We start from the raw sequence: 17,998 nt of genomic DNA, 5'->3' as shown, positions 1-17,998 counted from the left end.
GCGCCGGGGCCGCCACCAGTTGTGTCGAGACGACGATAAGTAGGGATTGAAGTGGCCGCCGCAGACGCGCTCGCCAACGTACGCAACATCGGCATCATGGCGCACATCGATGCCGGTAAGACCACTACCACCGAGCGAATCCTGTTCTACACCGGTATCACGTACAAGATCGGTGAGGTTCATGAGGGCGGCGCCGTCATGGACTGGATGGAGCAGGAGCAGGAGCGCGGTATCACCATCACTTCCGCCGCCACGAAGTGCGAGTGGAAGGGCCACACGATCCAGATCATCGACACGCCCGGCCACGTCGACTTCACCGTCGAGGTGGAGCGGTCGCTTCGGGTGCTGGATGGTGCGGTCGCGGTCTACGACGGTGTGGCCGGCGTGGAGCCGCAGACGGAGAACGTCTGGCGTCAGGCGGACAAGTACAACGTCCCCCGGATGTGTTTCGTCAACAAGCTCGACCGCACCGGCGCGGACTTCTTCCGCTGCGTGCAGATGATGATCGACCGGCTGAACGCCACTCCGCTGGTGCTTCAGATCCCGATCGGCGCCGAGAGCGACTTCATCGGCGTGGTCGACCTGGTCGAGATGCGCGCCCTCACCTGGCGTGGCGAGACCCAGAAGGGTGAGGACTACGCGGTCGAGGAGATCCCGGCCGAGCTGGCCGACTCCGCCGCCGAGTGGCGCGAGAAGCTGATGGAGACCCTGGCCGACGTCGACGACGCGGTGATGGAGAAGTACCTGGAGGGCGAGGAGATCTCCGTCGAGGAGATCAAGGCCGCCATCCGTCGGGCCACCATCGCCGGCAAGGCCAACCCGGTCCTCACCGGTACCGCCTTCAAGAACAAGGGCATCCAGCCGATGCTGGACGCGGTCGTCGCGTACCTGCCGTCGCCGCTGGACATTCCGGCGATCGAGGGTACGGCCACCGACGGCGAGACCCCGATGCAGCGCAAGCCGTCGGTGTCCGAGCCGTTCTCCGGCCTGGCCTTCAAGATCCAGACGGACAAGCACCTCGGCAAGCTCACCTACGTGCGGATCTACTCCGGCACGCTCGAGTCCGGCTCCCAGGTGGTCAACTCCACCAAGGACCGCAAGGAGCGGATCGGCAAGATCTACCAGATGCACGCCAACAAGCGGGAAGAGCGCAGCACCGCGAAGGCCGGCGACATCATCGCGGTGCAGGGTCTGAAGCAGACCACCACCGGTGACACCCTGGCCGACCCGGCGAACCCGGTCATCCTGGAGTCGATGACCTTCCCGGAGCCGGTCATCGAGGTGGCCATCGAGCCGAAGACCAAGGCCGACCAGGAGAAGCTCAGCACCGCCATCCAGCGGCTGGCCGAGGAGGACCCGACCTTCCGCGTCAAGCTGGACGACCAGACCGGTCAGACGGTCATCTCCGGCATGGGCGAGCTGCACCTGGACATCCTGGTCGACCGGATGCGCCGCGAGTTCAACGTCGAGGCGAACATCGGTAAGCCGCAGGTGGCGTACCGCGAGACCATCCGCCGCAAGGTGGAGAAGGTCGAGTACACCCACAAGAAGCAGACCGGTGGTTCCGGCCAGTACGCCCGGGTGATCGTCAGCCTGGAGCCGCTGCCGCTGGGCAACGACGCGCCGACCTACGAGTTCGCCAACGCGGTCACCGGTGGCCGTATCCCCCGGGAGTTCATCCCCTCGGTGGACGCGGGTGCGCAGGACGCCATGCAGTACGGCATCCTCGCCGGCTTCCCGCTGGTGGGCGTCAAGCTGACGCTGCTCGACGGCCAGTACCACGAGGTCGACTCGTCGGAAATGGCGTTCAAGATCGCCGGCTCGATGGTGATGAAGGACGCGGCCCGCAAGGCCGATCCCGCGCTGCTCGAGCCGATGATGGCTGTTGAGGTCACCACTCCTGAGGAGAACATGGGTGACGTCATCGGCGACCTCAACTCCCGCCGTGGCATCATCCAGGCGATGGAGGAGCGCAGCGGCGCCCGCGTCGTCCGGGCTCTGGTGCCGCTGTCGGAGATGTTCGGCTACGTCGGCGACCTGCGGTCGAAGACCCAGGGCCGGGCTAGCTACAGCATGCAGTTCGACTCCTACGCCGAGGTTCCGGCCTCGGTGGCCAAGGAGATCATCGCCAAGGCGACGGGTGAGTGACGTCCGCCTGAGTTGATCCGACGGTGGTCGCGGGAGGTTTCCCCGACCGCGACCACCTCGGTCGGATTGGGTGAATTCCGGGCCTGTAGGCTTCATCGCCGCAGAACCCACAAAAGCTTCCCGGCCGTCAGGCCGGAAAGGCTGTCGACAGAGTCCTAAGCGCCACTCGTGGCGTACCGGGGCGAACGAACCAAGAAGTCCACAGGAGGACACCAGTGGCGAAGGCGAAGTTCGAGCGGACTAAGCCGCACGTCAACATCGGCACCATTGGTCACATCGACCACGGTAAGACGACGCTGACGGCGGCCATCACGAAGGTCCTGCACGACCAGTACCCGGACCTGAACCCGTACACCCCGTTCGACGAGATCGACAAGGCGCCGGAGGAGAAGGCCCGCGGCATCACGATCTCGATCGCGCACGTCGAGTACCAGACCGAGGCGCGGCACTACGCGCACGTCGACTGCCCCGGTCACGCCGACTACATCAAGAACATGATCACCGGTGCCGCCCAGATGGACGGCGCGATCCTGGTGGTCGCCGCGACCGACGGCCCGATGCCGCAGACCCGCGAGCACGTGCTGCTGGCCCGCCAGGTCGGCGTGCCGTACATCGTCGTGGCGCTGAACAAGAGCGACATGGTCGACGACGAGGAGCTGCTGGAGCTCGTCGAGCTCGAGGTTCGCGAGCTGCTCTCGTCGCAGGAGTACCCGGGCGACGACCTGCCGGTCGTGCGTGTCTCGGCGCTCAAGGCCCTCGAGGGTGACCCGGAGTGGACCGGTCGCCTGCTGGAGCTGATGAACGCTGTCGACACCGCGATCCCGCAGCCGGAGCGCGAGACCGAGAAGCCGTTCCTGATGCCGATCGAGGACGTCTTCACGATCACCGGTCGTGGCACCGTCGTCACCGGTCGCGCGGAGCGCGGCATCCTCAAGCCGAACGAGGAGGTGGAGATCGTCGGTATCCGCGAGAAGTCGCAGAAGACGGTCTGCACCGGCATCGAGATGTTCCGCAAGCTGCTCGACGAGGCCCGCGCGGGTGAGAACGTCGGTCTGCTGCTGCGTGGCATCAAGCGCGAGGACGTCGAGCGCGGCATGGTGGTCATCAAGCCGGGCACCACGACCCCGCACACCGAGTTCGAGGCGACCGTCTACATCCTCTCCAAGGAGGAGGGTGGCCGGCACACTCCGTTCTTCCAGAACTACCGTCCGCAGTTCTACTTCCGGACCACGGACGTCACCGGTGTCGTCACCCTCCCCGAGGGCACCGAGATGGTCATGCCTGGCGACAACACCACGATGACCGTGAAGCTGATCCAGCCCATCGCGATGGAGGAAAACCTCAAGTTCGCGATCCGGGAGGGTGGCCGTACGGTCGGCGCTGGTCGCGTCACCAAGATCATCAAGTGAGCTGGGTAACCCCGATTAGACCCGCCGCCGGTCGTGCGGCATACTAGTCAGGTTGCGTAACGACAGTTCGCTGCCCGCGTTCGATTCACGTCGAACCTCCGGGTAGGCAGGACAGTCGGGCGTGGGGTGGTTGGCGGTTCACCCGTCAACCACCCTCGCGCGGCGTTCAGGTCGCGGTAGTGCGATCGGCGCCTCGACCCACCGCGGTCAGGATCGCTCCGGAAGGTCGGGGCAGAGCTGGGCCACAGAACGCGACACGCCCGACCGCGGGGGTGGGCGAAGAGGGTCTGTACCAGCCGGTACAGGACACCCGCAACACAGCGGCATCGAGAGAAGGAACAGAAGCCACCATGGCGGGACAGAAGATCCGCATCCGGCTCAAGGCCTATGACCACGAGGTCGTCGACTCCTCGGCGCGGAAGATCGTCGAGACGGTGACGCGTACCGGGGCGCAGGTCGCGGGCCCGGTGCCGCTGCCCACGGAGATCAACCGTTTCTGCGTCATCCGCTCGCCGCACAAGTACAAGGACTCGCGCGAGCACTTCGAGATGCGTACGCACAAGCGGCTGATCGACATCATCGACCCGACCCCGAAGACGGTCGACTCGCTCATGCGCCTCGACCTGCCGGCTGGCGTCGACATCGAGATCAAGCTGTAGGGACCGGACACATGGACAGGCAAGTTAAGGGGATCCTGGGCGCGAAGCTCGGCATGACCCAGGTCTGGGACAACAACAAGGTTGTTCCGGTGACCGTGGTTCAGGCCGGCCCGTGCGTCATCAGCCAGGTTCGTGACGCCGACAAGGACGGTTACTCCGCGGTCCAGCTGGCGTACGGCACGATCGACCCGCGCAAGGCCAAGAAGCCGCTGCGTGGGCACTACGCGAAGGCTGACGTGGCGCCGCGCCGGCACATCGTCGAGCTGCGCACCTCCGACGCCGCCGACTACTCGCTCGGTCAGGAGATCACGGTCGAGGAGTTCCCGGCCGGCATCTCGATCGACGTCACCGGCAAGACCAAGGGCAAGGGCTACGCCGGCCCGATGAAGCGGCACGGCTTCCACGGTCTGCGCGCCAGCCACGGTGTCGAGCGCAAGCACCGCTCGCCGGGCTCCATCGGCGCCTGCGCCACCCCGGGCCGGGTCTTCAAGGGCACCCGGATGGCGGGTCGCATGGGCGGCGTGCGCTACACCGTGCAGAACCTGACCGTCCAGGCGGTCGACACCGAGAACAACCTCCTGCTCGTCCGCGGCGCCATTCCCGGCCCCAAGGGCGCGCTGGTCCTGGTCCGCACCGCGGCCAAGACGAAGGCGAAGAAGGGCGGTGCGGCCAAGTGACCACCGTTGACGTCTTGAACTCCGAAGGCACCAAGACCGGCTCGGTCGAGCTGCCCGGCGACATCTTCGACGTGCAGGCCAACGTGCCGCTGATGCACCAGGTCGTGGTGGCACAGCTGGCCGCGGCCCGGCAGGGCACGCACAAGACCAAGACCCGGGGCGAGGTCGCCGGCGGCGGCAAGAAGCCCTACAAGCAGAAGGGCACCGGTCGGGCCCGGCAGGGCTCGATCCGCGCGCCGCAGTTCGCCGGCGGTGGCGTCGTGCACGGCCCCGTGCCGCGCGACTACAGCCAGCGGACCCCGAAGAAGATGAAGGCTGCCGCGCTGCGTGGCGCCCTCTCGGACCGGGCCCGCGCCGGGCAGGTGCACGTCGTCGAGGCGTTCGTCTCGGGCGAGAAGCCGTCGACCAAGGCCGCTCTGGCCGCGCTCACGAAGGTGACCCAGGCCCGTCGGGTGCTGGTCGTGCTGAGCAGCGTCGACGAGCTGAACTGGGTGTCGCTGCGCAACGAGCCGCGGGTGCACCTGATCGAGGCCGGTCAGCTCAACACGTACGACGTGTTGGTGGCCGACGACGTGGTCTTCACCAAGGAGGCCCTGGACGAGTTCCTGGGCGTTCCCGCCGAGACCACCGAGGAGGGTGGCAAGTGAGCACGATCGCCGACCCGCGCGACATCATCGTCGCGCCGGTCGTCTCGGAGAAGAGCTACAGCGAGCTGAACCGGAACTGGTACACCTTCCTGGTGCACCCGGACGCGAACAAGACCGCGATCAAGATCGCTATCGAGCAGATCTTCAACGTCCGTGTCCTGACGGTCAACACGCTCAACCGCGAGGGCAAGCGCAAGCGGACCCGCACCGGGTTCGGCAAGCGCAAGAACACCAAGCGCGCGATGGTGAAGCTGGCTGAGGGCGACCGTATCGACGCCTTCGGCGGCCCGGTCAGCTGAGGGGTGTAGACAATGGCTATCCGTAAGTACAAGCCGACGACGCCGGGCCGGCGTGGCTCCAGCGTCGCCGACTTCGCCGAGATCACCCGGTCGACGCCTGAGAAGTCGCTGCTGGCACCGCTGCCGAAGAAGGGTGGGCGTAACGCCCACGGGCGGATCACCGCCCGGCACCAGGGCGGCGGCCACAAGCGGCAGTACCGGATCATCGACTTCAAGCGGGTCGACAAGGACGGCGTGCCGGCCAAGGTCGCGCACATCGAGTACGACCCGAACCGCACCGCGCGCATCGCGCTGCTGCACTACGCCGACGGCGAGAAGCGGTACATCATCGCGCCGAAGGACCTGAAGCAGGGCGACCGGGTCGAGTCCGGTCCGGGCGCCGACATCAAGCCGGGCAACAACCTGCCGCTGCGCAACATCCCGGTCGGTACCACCATCCACAACGTGGAGCTGCGTCCGGGTGGCGGGGCCAAGCTGGCCCGCTCGGCCGGCGTCGGCATCCAGCTGCTCGGCCGGGAGGGCGTGTACGCCACCCTGCGTATGCCGTCGGGTGAGATCCGGCGCGTGGACGTGCGGTGCCGGGCCAGCATCGGCGAGATCGGCAACGCCGACCAGTCGAACATCAACTGGGGTAAGGCCGGCCGGATGCGGTGGAAGGGCAAGCGCCCGACCGTCCGTGGTGTGGCCATGAACCCGGTCGACCACCCGCACGGTGGTGGCGAGGGCAAGACCTCCGGTGGTCGCCACCCGGTCAACCCGCAGGGTAAGCCCGAGGGCCGCACCCGTCGTAAGGGCCAGCCGAGTGACCGGCTGATCGTCCGCCGTCGCTACGCCACGCGTAAGCGCGGCTGAGGGAGATAAGACATGCCTCGCAGCCTGAAGAAGGGCCCGTTCATCGACGACCACCTGCTCAAGAAGGTGGAGACGCAGAACGAAAAGGGCTCGAAGAACGTCATCAAGACCTGGTCGCGGCGCTCGACGATCATCCCGGAGATGCTCGGGCACACGATCGCGGTGCACGACGGACGTAAGCACGTCCCGGTGTTCGTGACCGAGGCGATGGTCGGGCACAAGCTCGGCGAGTTCGCGCTGACCCGCACGTTCAAGGGTCACGAGAAGGACGACCGGAAGAGCCGCCGGCGCTGACGCCGCGGGCATACGGATAGAGGATCAAGGGGTTACAGCGATGCCAGGAAAGGGCGACGCTCCGGTGCTTCCGGGCGCGCGGGCGGTTGCGCGATACGTGCGCATCTCGCCGATGAAGGCGCGCCGGGTGGTCAACCTCGTCCGCGGCCTGCCCGCGAAGGAGGCTCTCACGGTGCTGCAGTTCGCGCCGCAGGCTGCGAGCGAGCAGGTGTACAAGGTGCTCGCGAGTGCGATCGCCAACGCGGAGAACAACGAGCGGCTGGACCCCGACGCGTTGCTCGTCAGCGAGGCGTTCGTGGACGAGGGCCCGACCATGAAGCGGTTCCAGCCGCGGGCGCAGGGCCGGGCGTACCGGATCCGTAAGCGCACCTGCCACATCACGGTGGCGGTCGAGGCGGTGGCGCCGGCCGCGCCGAAGAAGTCGGCGAAGAAGGCGGCACCGGCGGCGCAGAACGCACCGGCCGAGACGCAGAGCAACACGGAGGGCGCCGAGTAATGGGTCAGAAGGTTCACCCGCACGGGTTCCGCCTCGGCATCTCGACCGACTGGAAGTCCCGCTGGTTCGCGGACAAGCTCTACAAGGACTACATCGGCGAGGATGTCAAGATCCGCCGGATGATGTCCAAGGGCCTGGAGCGCGCCGGCATTTCCAAGGTCGACATCGAGCGCACCCGCGACCGGGTCCGCGTCGACATCCACACCGCCCGGCCGGGCATCGTCATCGGCCGTAAGGGTGCGGAGGCCGACCGGATCCGCGGCGAGCTGGAGAAGCTCACCGGCAAGCAGGTGCAGCTGAACATCATCGAGGTGAAGAACCCCGAGTCGGACGCGCAGCTGGTTGCCCAGGGCGTGGCCGAGCAGCTCTCGAGCCGGGTCAGCTTCCGTCGGGCGATGCGCAAGGCGATGCAGTCGGCGATGAAGAACCCGATGTGCAAGGGCATCCGGGTGCAGGTCTCGGGTCGCCTCGGCGGCGCCGAGATGAGCCGCACGGAGTTCTACCGCGAGGGTCGGGTTCCGCTGCACACGCTGCGGGCCAACATCGAGTACGGCTTCTTCGAGGCCCGTACCACCTTCGGCCGCATCGGCGTGAAGGTCTGGATCTACAAGGGTGACGCGGTGCCGGGTCGGGAGACTCCGGCCGAGGCGCCGTCGCGCCCGCGCCGGGATCGCGGTGACCGCCCCGAGCGGCCGCGTCGTGGTCGCTCCGGCTCGTCCGGTACGACCTCCGGTGGCACCGAGGCCGGCCGGGCTGCCGCGACGACCGTCGCGCAGCAGGCCGAGACGCCGAGTGGCGAGCCGGTGGACACGTCCGCCGTCGCCGCCGCGGCAGAAACGCAGCAGGAGGGCTGACAGATGCTGATGCCGCGCAAGCCCCCGAAGGGCTTCCGCAAGCCGCACCACCCGGACCGTAGCGGCGCGTCCAAGGGCGGCAACCGGGTGGTGTTCGGCGAGTTCGGGATCCAGGCTCTCGAGCCGGCGTACGTGACCAACCGGCAGATCGAGTCGGCGCGTATCGCGATGACCCGCCACATCAAGCGTGGCGGCAAGGTCTGGATCACCATTTTCCCGGACCAGTCCCTCACCAAGAAGCCGGCCGAAACCCGGATGGGTTCCGGTAAGGGCTCGCCGGAGTGGTGGGTCGCCAACGTCAAGCCGGGACGGGTTCTCTTCGAGATGTCCTTCCCGAACGAGCAGATTGCGCGAGAGGCGATGCGTCGCGCGATCCACAAGCTCCCGATGAAGTGCCGGATTGTGACGCGCGAAGTGGGTGAATCCTGATGGCAGCGGGCGTCAAGCCCTCCGAGCTGCGTGAGCTCTCCGAGGAGGAGCTGGTCACGAAGCTGCGTGAGGCCAAGGCGGAGCTGTTCAACCTCCGCGTGCAGGCCGCAACCGGGCAGCTGGACAACAACCGGCGGCTGCAGGTCATCCGTCGGGAGATCGCCCGGATCTACACGATCATGCGTGAGCGTGAGCTGGGGCTCTCGGCCGCGCCGACTGAGGTGGCTTCATGAGCGAGAACACGACGACCGCGGGCGCGGAGCTCGTGCGGGGACGCCGTAAGGTCCGCGAGGGCCTGGTGGTCAGCGACAAGATGGACAAGACCGTCGTGGTCGAGGTCGAGGACCGTGTCAAGCACGCGCTGTACGGCAAGATCATGCGCCGGACCAGCAAGCTCAAGGTCCACGACGAGCAGAACTCTGCGGGCATCGGCGACCGGGTCCTGATCATGGAGACCCGTCCGCTGTCCGCCACCAAGCGGTGGCGGCTCGTGGAGATCCTCGAGAAGGCCAAGTAGCGAAGGCTCGAGCTCGGCCGGATCGGTCGGGCGCAGGTTCCGCCAGGCTCCGGCCGCTCCGGCGGCCGGAGAACCGGCAGACATAGGAGATAGACGTGATTCAGCAGGAGTCGCGACTGCGCGTCGCCGACAACACGGGTGCCCGGGAGATCCTGTGCATCCGAGTTCTCGGTGGCTCCGGTCGGCGCTACGCGAGCATCGGCGACGTCATCGTCGCCACCGTCAAGGACGCGATCCCCGGTGCTGGTGTGAAGAAGGGCGACGTCGTCAAGGCGGTCGTCGTGCGTACGGCCAAGGAGAAGCGCCGGCCGGACGGTTCGTACATCCGCTTCGACGAGAACGCCGCCGTCATCATCAAGGACGGTGGGGACCCGCGGGGCACCCGCATTTTCGGCCCGGTCGGTCGTGAGCTGCGGGACAAGCGGTTCATGAAGATCATCTCTCTCGCGCCGGAGGTGTTGTGACCGTGAAGGTCAAGAAGGGCGACACGGTCGTCGTCATCGCCGGCAAGGACAAGGGTGCCAAGGGCAAGGTCATCGCGGCCTACCCGCGGCAGGACAAGGTCCTGGTCGAGGGCGTGAACCGGATCAAGAAGCACACCCGCATCAGCACCACTCAGCGTGGCGCCAAGACCGGTGGCATCGTCACCCAGGAGGCCCCGATCCACGTGTCGAACGTGATGGTCCTGGACTCCGACGGTAAGCCGACCCGCGTCGGTTACCGCATCGACGAGAATGGCCAGAAGGTCCGCATCGCGCGTAGCACCGGTAAGGACCTGTGATGACCACGGCTACCGAAACCAAGACCATGCCGCGACTCAAGGAGCGGTACCGCAACGAGATCGTGGCCAAGCTGCGCGAGCAGTACGACTACGGCAACCCGATGCAGGTGCCGCGGCTGGTGAAGATCGTCGTGAACATGGGTGTCGGCGAGGCTGCTCGCGACGCCAAGCTCATCGACGGCGCGGTCCGCGACCTGGCCACGATCACCGGCCAGAAGCCGCTGGTCCGGCGGGCGAAGAAGTCCATCGCGCAGTTCAAGCTGCGGGAGGGAATGCCGATCGGCGCGAAGGTCACCCTGCGCGGCGACCGGATGTGGGAGTTCCTGGACCGGCTGCTGTCCATCGCGCTGCCGCGTATCCGTGACTTCCGCGGCCTCGACGGGCGCAAGCTCGACGGGCACGGCAACTACACGTTCGGTCTGACCGAGCAGTCGGTGTTCCACGAGATCGACCAGGACAAGATCGATCGCCAGCGGGGCATGGACATCACGGTGGTCACGACCGCCACGACCGACGACGAGGGCCGGGCGCTGCTCAAGCTCCTGGGCTTCCCGTTCAAGGAGAACTGAGATGGCCAAGAAGGCGCTGATCCTCAAGGCGGCCGCGAAGCCGAAGTTCTCGGTTCGCGCGTACACCCGCTGCCAGCGGTGCGGGCGTCCCAAGGCGGTCTACCGCAAGTTCGGGCTCTGCCGGGTGTGCATCCGGGAGATGGCCCACCGCGGTGAGCTGCCCGGCGTGTCCAAGGCTTCCTGGTAATAGCCCGGCGCGCCCCGCGCGTTAGCTGGACTGTCTCTTCGCCGTAGGCCTGCGCTGACGAAGCCGCGGGAACCCCGGCGAGAAAGGTTGACGAGTTTCATGACGATGACCGACCCGATCGCAGACATGCTCACGCGTCTGCGTAACGCCAACCAGGCGTATCACGACCGGGTGACGATGCCCTACTCGAAGATCAAGGCGAACATCGCCGAGGTCCTCAAGACCGAGGGTTACATCGCCACCTGGTCGGTCGAGGAGCCCGAAGAGGGTGCCGTCGGCAAGCGACTGGTCGTCGAGCTGAAGTACGGCCAGAACCGGGAGCGGAGCCTGGCCGGCATCAAGCGCGTCTCCAAGCCCGGTCTGCGGGTGTACGCCAAGTCGGACGGGCTCCCGCGGGTGCTCGGCGGGCTGGGCGTGGCGATCATTTCGACGTCCCAGGGGCTGCTCACCGACCGGCAGGCCCGCAAGCGGAGCGTTGGCGGGGAAGTCCTCGCCTTCGTCTGGTAACGGGAGACAGGTAGAAATGTCGCGTATTGGACGTAAGTCGATCCCGGTACCATCCGGCGTCGACGTGACGATCGACGGCCGGACCGTCAAGGTCAAGGGCCCCAAGGGCGAGCTGTCGCACACTCTGGCCGAGCCGATCTCCATCGAGCGGGCCGAGGACGGGCAGCTGAGCGTCAACCGCCCGAACGACGAGCGCAAGGCCAAGGAACTGCACGGCCTGAGCCGTACCCTGGTCGCCAACATGATCGTCGGAGTCACCGAGGGCTACCGCAAGAGCCTGGAGATCTCCGGCACCGGTTACCGGGTCACCGCCAAGGGCAAGGACCTCGAGTTCGCGCTCGGGTTCTCGCACCCGGTCGTGGTCCCCGCGCCGGACGGCATCACCTTCACGGTGGAGAAGCCGACGCTGTTCCACGTGGCCGGCATCGACAAGCAGCAGGTCGGTGAGGTCGCCGCCAACATCCGGAAGATTCGCCCGCCGGAGCCCTACAAGGGCAAGGGTGTCAAGTACCAGGGCGAGGTCATCCGACGTAAGGCCGGAAAGGCAGGTAAGAAGTGAGCGCCACGCTGCTCAAGCGCCGCCGCGGCGTCGCCGCCAAGCGTGCCGTCGGGCGTGCGCGTCGGCACTTCCGGGTCCGCAAGAGCGTCAACGGCACCCCCGAGCGTCCGCGCCTGGTCGTCACCCGCTCGCTGCGGCACATCGTCGCCCAGATCGTGGACGACACCAAGGGGCACACCCTGGCGTCGGCCTCGACCCTGGACGCCTCGGTGCGCGGCACGGAGGGCGACAAGAGCGCCCTGGCCGGCAAGGTCGGCACCCTGCTCGCCGAGCGGGCCAAGGCCGCTGGCATCTCCAAGGTCGTCTTCGACCGCGGTGGCAACCGGTACGCGGGGCGGGTAGCCGCGCTTGCCGACGCTGCCCGCGAAGCCGGGCTCGAGTTCTGACAATCCCCGTCACGAGAGAAAAGGAAGGCTGCTGATGCCAGGTCAACAGCGCCGTGGCGGCGGGTCCGGTGGCAACGAGGGTGGTCGCCGCGACAACCGCCGTGAGGGCGGCCGCGGAAACGCGCCCGCCGAGAAGACCCCGCACCTTGAGCGGGTCGTCGCGATCAACCGTGTCGCCAAGGTCGTGAAGGGTGGTCGTCGCTTCAGCTTCACCGCCCTGGTGATCGTGGGCGACGGCGACGGCACCGTGGGCGTGGGCTACGGAAAGGCCAAGGAGGTGCCCGCGGCGATCGCCAAGGGTGTCGAGGAGGCCAAGAAGCACTTCTTCAAGGTGCCGCGGATCGGCTCCTCGATCCCGCACCCGGTGCAGGGCGAGGCCGCTGCCGGTGTGGTGCTGCTCAAGCCGGCCTCGGCCGGTACGGGTGTCATCGCCGGTGGCCCGGTGCGTGCCGTGCTGGAGTGCGCGGGCATCCACGACGTGCTCTCCAAGAGCCTCGGGTCGTCGAACCCGATCAACATCGTGCACGCCACCGTGGCGGCGCTGAAGGGGCTCGAGTCCCCGGAGGCGGTCGCCGCCCGTCGTGGCCTGCCGGTGGAGGATGTTGCGCCGGCCGCCATGCTGGCGTCCCGGGCGGGGGTGGCTTCCTGATGGCACGTCTCAAGGTCACCCAGGTCCGGTCCGGGATCGGGACCAAGCACAACCAGCGTGAGTCGCTGCGTTCGCTCGGTCTCAAGCGGATCAACGACGTGGTGGTCAAGGAGGACCGGCCCGAGATTCGCGGCATGATCTTCACGGTGAGCCACCTCGTGAAGGTCGAGGAGGTCGAGTAATGACGATCAAGGTCCACCACCTGCGCCCGGCGCCGGGGGCCAAGACCGCGAAGACCCGTGTGGGTCGTGGTGAAGGCTCCAAGGGCAAGACCGCCGGTCGCGGTACCAAGGGTTCCAAGGCCCGTAAGAACATCTCGGCGGCGTTCGAGGGTGGGCAGATGCCCATCCACATGCGACTGCCGAAGCTGAAGGGCTTCAAGAACAAGTTCAAGGTGGTCTTCCAGGTGGTCAACCTGGACCGCCTGGCTGAGCTGTTCCCGAACGGCGGTCAGGTCGGCCCGGCCGAGCTGGTCGAGGCCGGCGCGGTCCGCAAGGGCCAGCCGATCAAGGTTCTCGGTTCCGGGGACCTGGGCGGTGTCTCGCTCCAAATCTCGGCGCACGCCTTCAGTGCGTCGGCCAAGGAGAAGATCGCCGCCGCCGGTGGCTCGGTTACAGAGCTGTAAGCTGCACAAACGCTTGGCGCCCGCCAGTTGATTCCAGCTGGCGGGCGCCATGCTCTCAACTCGGGCGTGTGCGCCCGGTAACATCGGATTCGGTTTATGTAGCCGGGCACATCTGCCCGGACCGGGATCGGGCTGTTAGAGTCCCTTCCCAGCATGGAGAATCGGGCACCCTGCCCGGCACCACCACCACCCCGATCCGCCAGGGATGCCCGGCGGCCCGCCTCGCGCAGGAGGAAGAAGTTGCTGTCCGCCTTTCTCAGTGCGTTCCGTACGCCTGACCTGCGCAAGAAGCTGCTGTTCACAGTAGGCATCATCGCGATCTACCGGCTCGGCGCGACTCTGCCCAGCCCAGGTGTCTCGTACGGCAACGTGCAGAAGTGCCTCGACACGATCGAGGGCTCCACCGGTGTGCTGAACCTGCTCGACCTCTTCTCGGGCGGCGCACTGCTTCAGCTGTCGGTCTTCGCGCTGGGCATCATGCCCTACATCACCGCGTCGATCATCCTGCAGCTGCTGACGGTGGTGATCCCCCGGCTGGAGCAGCTCCGAAAGGAGGGCCAGGCCGGCCAGGCGAAGATCACCCAGTACACCCGCTACCTGACCCTCGGCCTCGGTGTCCTCCAGGCCTCGGCGTTCGTGGCGCTGGCCCGCTCCGGCCAGCTGTTCAACAACCAGTGCGACGAGTTCCCGATCATCCCGCAGGGCACCGGAATCCCGGACTGGCTGACGCTGTCCATCCTGGTGATGACGATGACCGCGGGTACCGGCGTGGTCATGTGGCTCGGTGAGCTGATCACCGACCGCGGCGTCGGCAACGGCATGTCCGTCCTGATCTTCACCTCGATCGCCGCCCGGCTCCCCAGCGAGGGCTGGCGGATCAAGGAGAGCCAGGGCTGGTTCAAGTTCTTCCTCGTCATCGCCCTGGTGCTGGTGGTCATCACCGCGGTCACCTTCATCGAGCAGGCCCAGCGCCGCATCCCGGTGCAGTACGCCAAGCGCATGATCGGCCGGCGGATGTACGGCGGCACCTCGACCTACATCCCGCTGAAGGTCAACCAGGCGGGTGTCATCCCGGTCATCTTCGGTTCGTCGCTGCTCTACCTGCCGCAGCTGGCGCTCCAGTTCTTCGACCAGAACGACCCGGGCAAGACCCAGGCGTGGATCCAGAACAACCTGGTCGACCCGACCAGCCCGATCTACATCTCGGTCTACTTCCTGCTGATCATCTTCTTCACCTACTTCTACGTCTCGATCACGTTCAACCCGACCGAGGTCGCGGACAACATGAAGAAGTACGGCGGCTTCGTGCCGGGCATCCGCCCCGGCAAGCCCACCGCCGACTACCTGGACTTCATCCTCAGCCGCATCACCCTGCCGGGGGCGCTGTACCTCGCGATCATCTCGATCCTGCCGAACTTCTTCTTCATCTGGCTGGACCGGCAGCAGTACCTCAACTTCCCGTTCGGTGGTACCGCTGTGCTGATCATGGTTGGTGTTGCTCTCGAGACCAGCAAGCAGATCGAGAGCCAACTGATGCAGCGGAACTACGAAGGGTTCCTGCGGTAGATGAGACTGGTTCTGGTTGGCCCGCCGGGTGCGGGCAAGGGCACACAGGCAGAGTTCATCGCCGCGCACCTGTCCGTTCCGAAGATCTCGACCGGGGACATCTTCCGGGCCAACGTTTCGCAGGGCACGCCGTTGGGCGTCGAGGCCAAGCGGTACATGGACGCCGGCAAGCTGGTCCCGGACGAGGTGACCATCAACATGGTCCGGGACCGGCTCGCCGAGCCGGACACCGCCGAGGGCTTCCTGCTCGACGGCTTCCCCCGGACCACCCCGCAGGCCGCGGCCCTGGACAAGCTCCTGGCCGACCTGGGCACCGCCCTGGACATCGTGCTGGAGCTGGTGGTCGACGACGACGAGGTGATCCGGCGGCTGTCCGGCCGGCGCACCTGCCGGGGTTGCGGCAAGATCTGGCACGTCGAGTTCGACGCGACCAGCCGGGAAGGCATCTGCGACAGGTGCGGCGCCGAGCTGTTCCAGCGTGACGACGACAAGCCGGAGACCATAGCGGCACGGCTGCGGGAGTACGCGGACAAGACCGCGCCGTTGGTGGACTACTACGGCGCTCAGGGCAAGCTGGTCGGCATAGACGCCACCGGCCCGGTGGAGGACGTCACGGTCCGCGCGATCGACGCCCTGCGCTCCTACGGGAGCTGACCGCCGTCGGCTGACCGACGCCCGGATAGAGTGCGAAACAGCGGGGTACGCTCGGCGTGCCCCGCTGTTCGTGGCAACGAAAGGTAGCGCCTCCATGCGTCGTCCCCAGCTGGACATCCAGCTGAAAACCCCCGAGCAGATCGAGAAGATGCGAGCCGCCGGCCTGGTGGTCGCGGAGGCGCTTCGCAGGATGCGGGAGGCGGTCGCGCCCGGGGTGACCACGGCCGATCTGGACGCGATCGCCGAGTCGACGATCCGCGAGGCGGGCGCCGTCCCGTCCTTCAAGGGCTACCACGGTTTTCCGGCGTCGATCTGCTCGTCGGTGAACGAGCAGATCGTGCACGCCATCCCGTCGCCGGAGCAGGCGTTGGGCGAGGGGGACCTGATCTCGATCGACTGCGGTGCGGTGCTCGACGGCTGGCACGGCGACGCGGCGATCACCGTCGGCGTGGGCGAGGTCGATCCGGCGCTGCTGCGGATGGCGACGGTCGCCGAGGACGCCATGTGGGCCGGCATCGCCGCCGCCGCCCGAGGCGCCGCCAGCGGCAAGGGCCGCCTGACCGACATCTCGCACGCCGTGGAGAACGCGGTACGCAAGGGCGGCCGGTACGGCATCGTCGACGGTTACGGCGGGCACGGCATCGGCACCGAGATGCACCAGGACCCGCACGTGCTCAACCACGGCCGGCCGGGCAAGGGGCCGCGACTGGTGCCGGGCATGGCGCTGGCCATCGAGCCGATGATCACCATGGGTTCCCCGCGTACCGTCGAGTTGGCCGACGGCTGGACGGTCGTCACCCGGGACGGCTCGCGGGCCGCACACGTCGAACACACCATGGCGCTGCTGCCCGACGGGGTCTGGGTGCTGACCGCCCCCGATGGCGGCCGGGGCCGCCTCGGTGACCTGGTCACCGCCCGCCAGCCGAGCAACGCGCCGTCCGCCTGACCCGCGCCCGATCGAGGGTCGGGTGGTGCCGGGTAGGCGGACTGGCGGGCCGGTGGCATGCTTGCCGGCATGGATGGGCGTGACGGGATGCGAGCGGCGGACTCCGACCGTCAGGCCGTCGCGGAGCGGCTGCGGGTCGCGCTCGACGAGGGCCGGCTGAACCTGCACGAGTACGACGAGCGACTCCAGCGGGCGTACGCCGCTCGCACCTACGCCGACCTGGACGACCTGGTGCGTGACCTGCCCGCGGCGGGTACGGTGGCGCCGAGGCCGGGTGCGGTGCCTGCGCAGCGGGCGGACGGCGGCGCGGTACCTGCCTCGGACGGCGCCGGCGATCGGACGGTGACCGCGCGCTGGCTGGTCGAGGTCTGGGAGCCGTGGCTGAAGACGGTCGGGATCGTGGTGGCGATCTGGGCGGTGACCTCGTTCGCGGCTCGCGACCTGCTCTACTTCTGGCCTGCCTGGGTGGCCGCGCCGTGGGGTGCGATCCTGGTGGTCCAGACCGTCACCGGGCTGGTCGGCGGCGAGCCCCGGCGGTGGGCGGCGGACCGGGAGCGCCGTCGGCAGCGGCGGGCCGAGAAGAGGGCCGTCAAGCGGGGCCACAAGGCCGTCCGGCACCAACTGCACGGCAGCCAGCGATCAGCGGGGCGAACCGATGGTTCGGCCGATCCGGCGGGGCCGGGGCATGACGTAGGTCACCAGGCGACCGAACCGGGTCCCGTGCCGCGGCAGCCGGAGGGGAATGCCTGAAAGGCACGTTTGTCGTGCCGGTCCGGGCGTATTGGCCGGTCGGTTTGGCGACGGCGTGCATGCGGGCGTACACTTTCTGATCGGCGCACAGCGTCCACTCCGCCATGCCCACCAAGCGCTTCGGTGGGACGCGGAGCCGCGGCTGGCGCGGGTCAACTGATCATGATCAGGCACCCGTGTAAGGCGTTGTGAGCCGGTCCGGAGTAACCGACGTCAGGACAGCGGAGGACATGCCGAAAAAAGACGGAGCCATCGAGATCGAAGGTCGGGTCATCGAGCCCCTGCCGAACGCCATGTTCCGGGTGGAGCTCGCCAACGGCCACAAGGTGCTGGCTCACATCAGCGGCAAGATGCGGCAGCACTACATCCGCATCCTGCCGGAGGATCGGGTCGTCGTGGAACTCTCGCCGTACGACCTGACCCGCGGGCGCATCGTCTACCGCTACAAGTAGTCCTGACGACGGCCGGGAAACGTCCCGTGTCCGTCTTCGACGTCCGGCGTCGCGCCTCGTGGTGCCGGGCCAGATGGGAAGTAAGG

General features: G+C 67.5%; 28 protein-coding genes. All 28 read left to right on the top strand.

What is annotated here, in order from left to right; all coding sequences use genetic code 11:
• Positions 1-51: 51 nt before the first annotated feature.
• The 28 genes from fusA (at position 52) to infA (ending at position 17,912) form a co-directional block, all read left to right on the top strand.
• Positions 52-2,148: an elongation factor G gene (gene fusA, locus JMF97_RS16805; protein WP_013735956.1), complete on the top strand. Its 2,097-nt coding sequence runs from the start codon at positions 52-54 to the stop codon at positions 2,146-2,148.
• Positions 2,149-2,363: 215 nt separating this feature from the next.
• Positions 2,364-3,557, top strand: a complete 1,194-nt coding sequence (gene tuf, locus JMF97_RS16800; RefSeq protein ID WP_013735955.1) for an elongation factor Tu — start codon at positions 2,364-2,366, stop codon at positions 3,555-3,557.
• 350 nt (positions 3,558-3,907) lie between these two features.
• Positions 3,908-4,216, top strand: coding sequence for a 30S ribosomal protein S10 (gene rpsJ / locus JMF97_RS16795; RefSeq protein WP_007073037.1), 309 nt, complete (start codon positions 3,908-3,910; stop codon positions 4,214-4,216).
• Between the two features lie 11 nt (positions 4,217-4,227).
• Complete coding sequence (gene rplC / locus JMF97_RS16790) at positions 4,228-4,893, top strand: 50S ribosomal protein L3 (protein ID WP_043721961.1); 666 nt, start codon at positions 4,228-4,230, stop codon at positions 4,891-4,893.
• The gene (rplD, locus tag JMF97_RS16785; RefSeq protein WP_203222381.1) at positions 4,890-5,540 is read left to right on the top strand and encodes a 50S ribosomal protein L4; all 651 of its coding nucleotides are present in this window, start codon (positions 4,890-4,892) and stop codon (positions 5,538-5,540) included. The genes rplC and rplD overlap by 4 nt, the downstream gene beginning before the upstream one ends.
• Entirely contained in the window at positions 5,537-5,839 is a 303-nt protein-coding gene (gene rplW / locus JMF97_RS16780; RefSeq protein WP_102658910.1) for a 50S ribosomal protein L23, read from the top strand. The genes rplD and rplW overlap by 4 nt, the downstream gene beginning before the upstream one ends.
• Positions 5,840-5,851: 12 nt before the next feature.
• Positions 5,852-6,691 carry a 50S ribosomal protein L2 gene (rplB, locus tag JMF97_RS16775; RefSeq protein ID WP_013735951.1) on the top strand — a complete coding sequence of 280 codons (840 nt, stop codon included), beginning with the start codon at positions 5,852-5,854 and terminating at the stop codon, positions 6,689-6,691.
• 12 nt (positions 6,692-6,703) lie between these two features.
• Positions 6,704-6,985 carry a 30S ribosomal protein S19 gene (gene rpsS / locus JMF97_RS16770; RefSeq protein WP_013735950.1) on the top strand — a complete coding sequence of 94 codons (282 nt, stop codon included), beginning with the start codon at positions 6,704-6,706 and terminating at the stop codon, positions 6,983-6,985.
• A 40-nt stretch (positions 6,986-7,025) separates the two neighbouring features.
• The gene (gene rplV, locus JMF97_RS16765; RefSeq protein WP_203222380.1) at positions 7,026-7,481 is read left to right on the top strand and encodes a 50S ribosomal protein L22; all 456 of its coding nucleotides are present in this window, start codon (positions 7,026-7,028) and stop codon (positions 7,479-7,481) included.
• Entirely contained in the window at positions 7,481-8,335 is an 855-nt protein-coding gene (rpsC, locus tag JMF97_RS16760) for a 30S ribosomal protein S3 (protein ID WP_102658911.1), read from the top strand. The genes rplV and rpsC overlap by 1 nt, the downstream gene beginning before the upstream one ends.
• Positions 8,336-8,338: 3 nt before the next feature.
• Positions 8,339-8,764: a 50S ribosomal protein L16 gene (gene rplP, locus JMF97_RS16755; protein ID WP_013735947.1), complete on the top strand. Its 426-nt coding sequence runs from the start codon at positions 8,339-8,341 to the stop codon at positions 8,762-8,764.
• Complete coding sequence (rpmC, locus tag JMF97_RS16750; protein WP_013735946.1) at positions 8,764-8,997, top strand: 50S ribosomal protein L29; 234 nt, start codon at positions 8,764-8,766, stop codon at positions 8,995-8,997. The genes rplP and rpmC overlap by 1 nt, the downstream gene beginning before the upstream one ends.
• Positions 8,994-9,281, top strand: a complete 288-nt coding sequence (rpsQ, locus tag JMF97_RS16745; RefSeq protein ID WP_013735945.1) for a 30S ribosomal protein S17 — start codon at positions 8,994-8,996, stop codon at positions 9,279-9,281. Before rpmC ends, rpsQ begins: the two co-directional genes overlap by 4 nt.
• Positions 9,282-9,376: 95 nt before the next feature.
• Positions 9,377-9,745, top strand: a complete 369-nt coding sequence (gene rplN / locus JMF97_RS16740) for a 50S ribosomal protein L14 (protein WP_007073026.1) — start codon at positions 9,377-9,379, stop codon at positions 9,743-9,745.
• Positions 9,742-10,062 carry a 50S ribosomal protein L24 gene (gene rplX / locus JMF97_RS16735; protein ID WP_013735944.1) on the top strand — a complete coding sequence of 107 codons (321 nt, stop codon included), beginning with the start codon at positions 9,742-9,744 and terminating at the stop codon, positions 10,060-10,062. The genes rplN and rplX overlap by 4 nt, the downstream gene beginning before the upstream one ends.
• Complete coding sequence (rplE, locus tag JMF97_RS16730; RefSeq protein WP_102658912.1) at positions 10,062-10,631, top strand: 50S ribosomal protein L5; 570 nt, start codon at positions 10,062-10,064, stop codon at positions 10,629-10,631. The genes rplX and rplE overlap by 1 nt, the downstream gene beginning before the upstream one ends.
• A gap of 1 nt (position 10,632) precedes the next feature.
• A complete protein-coding gene (locus JMF97_RS16725) occupies positions 10,633-10,818 on the top strand; it encodes a type Z 30S ribosomal protein S14 (RefSeq protein ID WP_007073023.1) in 186 nt (61 codons plus the stop codon).
• 99 nt (positions 10,819-10,917) lie between these two features.
• Positions 10,918-11,325 carry a 30S ribosomal protein S8 gene (gene rpsH, locus JMF97_RS16720; protein WP_007073022.1) on the top strand — a complete coding sequence of 136 codons (408 nt, stop codon included), beginning with the start codon at positions 10,918-10,920 and terminating at the stop codon, positions 11,323-11,325.
• 16 nt (positions 11,326-11,341) lie between these two features.
• Positions 11,342-11,884, top strand: coding sequence for a 50S ribosomal protein L6 (gene rplF / locus JMF97_RS16715; protein WP_203222379.1), 543 nt, complete (start codon positions 11,342-11,344; stop codon positions 11,882-11,884).
• Complete coding sequence (gene rplR, locus JMF97_RS16710; RefSeq protein ID WP_013735941.1) at positions 11,881-12,270, top strand: 50S ribosomal protein L18; 390 nt, start codon at positions 11,881-11,883, stop codon at positions 12,268-12,270. Before rplF ends, rplR begins: the two co-directional genes overlap by 4 nt.
• A 34-nt stretch (positions 12,271-12,304) precedes the next feature.
• Positions 12,305-12,919, top strand: a complete 615-nt coding sequence (rpsE, locus tag JMF97_RS16705; RefSeq protein WP_013735940.1) for a 30S ribosomal protein S5 — start codon at positions 12,305-12,307, stop codon at positions 12,917-12,919.
• A complete protein-coding gene (gene rpmD / locus JMF97_RS16700; protein ID WP_013735939.1) occupies positions 12,919-13,101 on the top strand; it encodes a 50S ribosomal protein L30 in 183 nt (60 codons plus the stop codon). The genes rpsE and rpmD overlap by 1 nt, the downstream gene beginning before the upstream one ends.
• On the top strand, positions 13,101-13,544 hold the full coding sequence (gene rplO / locus JMF97_RS16695; RefSeq protein WP_013735938.1) for a 50S ribosomal protein L15: 444 nt from the start codon (positions 13,101-13,103) through the stop codon (positions 13,542-13,544). Before rpmD ends, rplO begins: the two co-directional genes overlap by 1 nt.
• Before the next feature lie 240 nt (positions 13,545-13,784).
• Positions 13,785-15,110 (top strand): preprotein translocase subunit SecY, encoded by a 1,326-nt coding sequence (gene secY / locus JMF97_RS16690; RefSeq protein WP_013735937.1) that lies wholly within the window; start codon positions 13,785-13,787, stop codon positions 15,108-15,110.
• The gene (locus tag JMF97_RS16685) at positions 15,111-15,764 is read left to right on the top strand and encodes an adenylate kinase (protein WP_013735936.1); all 654 of its coding nucleotides are present in this window, start codon (positions 15,111-15,113) and stop codon (positions 15,762-15,764) included.
• A 94-nt stretch (positions 15,765-15,858) separates the two neighbouring features.
• Positions 15,859-16,710, top strand: a complete 852-nt coding sequence (gene map / locus JMF97_RS16680) for a type I methionyl aminopeptidase (RefSeq protein ID WP_203222378.1) — start codon at positions 15,859-15,861, stop codon at positions 16,708-16,710.
• 69 nt (positions 16,711-16,779) lie between these two features.
• A complete protein-coding gene (locus JMF97_RS16675; RefSeq protein WP_238359450.1) occupies positions 16,780-17,460 on the top strand; it encodes a DUF1707 SHOCT-like domain-containing protein in 681 nt (226 codons plus the stop codon).
• A 230-nt stretch (positions 17,461-17,690) separates the two neighbouring features.
• Positions 17,691-17,912 carry a translation initiation factor IF-1 gene (infA, locus tag JMF97_RS16670; protein ID WP_007073013.1) on the top strand — a complete coding sequence of 74 codons (222 nt, stop codon included), beginning with the start codon at positions 17,691-17,693 and terminating at the stop codon, positions 17,910-17,912.
• Positions 17,913-17,998: the final 86 nt, after the last annotated feature.

The sequence above is a fragment of the Micromonospora fiedleri genome (assembly GCF_016774385.1).
GTDB lineage: Bacteria > Actinomycetota > Actinomycetes > Mycobacteriales > Micromonosporaceae > Micromonospora > Micromonospora gifhornensis.
The sequence above is the reverse complement of the archived record's forward strand: the minus strand, read 5'-3'. Positions and strand labels throughout refer to the sequence as shown.

Excerpts from the sequence above, each read along its gene's own strand:
- rpsE (WP_013735940.1), top strand. The coding sequence starts at position 12,305 with ATGCCAGGTCAACAGCGCCGTGGCGGCGGGTCCGGTGGCAACGAGGGT.
- rpmC (WP_013735946.1), top strand. The coding sequence starts at position 8,764 with ATGGCAGCGGGCGTCAAGCCCTCCGAGCTGCGTGAGCTCTCCGAGGAG.
- infA (WP_007073013.1), top strand. The coding sequence starts at position 17,691 with ATGCCGAAAAAAGACGGAGCCATCGAGATCGAAGGTCGGGTCATCGAG.
- rpmD (WP_013735939.1), top strand. The coding sequence starts at position 12,919 with ATGGCACGTCTCAAGGTCACCCAGGTCCGGTCCGGGATCGGGACCAAG.
- rplE (WP_102658912.1), top strand. The coding sequence starts at position 10,062 with ATGACCACGGCTACCGAAACCAAGACCATGCCGCGACTCAAGGAGCGG.
- rplO (WP_013735938.1), top strand. The coding sequence starts at position 13,101 with ATGACGATCAAGGTCCACCACCTGCGCCCGGCGCCGGGGGCCAAGACC.
- rplC (WP_043721961.1), top strand. The coding sequence starts at position 4,228 with ATGGACAGGCAAGTTAAGGGGATCCTGGGCGCGAAGCTCGGCATGACC.
- rplP (WP_013735947.1), top strand. The coding sequence starts at position 8,339 with ATGCTGATGCCGCGCAAGCCCCCGAAGGGCTTCCGCAAGCCGCACCAC.
- rplB (WP_013735951.1), top strand. The coding sequence starts at position 5,852 with ATGGCTATCCGTAAGTACAAGCCGACGACGCCGGGCCGGCGTGGCTCC.
- JMF97_RS16685 (WP_013735936.1), top strand. The coding sequence starts at position 15,111 with ATGAGACTGGTTCTGGTTGGCCCGCCGGGTGCGGGCAAGGGCACACAG.
- map (WP_203222378.1), top strand. The coding sequence starts at position 15,859 with ATGCGTCGTCCCCAGCTGGACATCCAGCTGAAAACCCCCGAGCAGATC.
- JMF97_RS16725 (WP_007073023.1), top strand. The coding sequence starts at position 10,633 with ATGGCCAAGAAGGCGCTGATCCTCAAGGCGGCCGCGAAGCCGAAGTTC.
- rpsJ (WP_007073037.1), top strand. The coding sequence starts at position 3,908 with ATGGCGGGACAGAAGATCCGCATCCGGCTCAAGGCCTATGACCACGAG.
- JMF97_RS16675 (WP_238359450.1), top strand. The coding sequence starts at position 16,780 with ATGGATGGGCGTGACGGGATGCGAGCGGCGGACTCCGACCGTCAGGCC.
- rpsC (WP_102658911.1), top strand. The coding sequence starts at position 7,481 with ATGGGTCAGAAGGTTCACCCGCACGGGTTCCGCCTCGGCATCTCGACC.
- rplV (WP_203222380.1), top strand. The coding sequence starts at position 7,026 with ATGCCAGGAAAGGGCGACGCTCCGGTGCTTCCGGGCGCGCGGGCGGTT.
- rpsH (WP_007073022.1), top strand. The coding sequence starts at position 10,918 with ATGACGATGACCGACCCGATCGCAGACATGCTCACGCGTCTGCGTAAC.
- rpsQ (WP_013735945.1), top strand. The coding sequence starts at position 8,994 with ATGAGCGAGAACACGACGACCGCGGGCGCGGAGCTCGTGCGGGGACGC.
- rpsS (WP_013735950.1), top strand. The coding sequence starts at position 6,704 with ATGCCTCGCAGCCTGAAGAAGGGCCCGTTCATCGACGACCACCTGCTC.
- rplF (WP_203222379.1), top strand. The coding sequence starts at position 11,342 with ATGTCGCGTATTGGACGTAAGTCGATCCCGGTACCATCCGGCGTCGAC.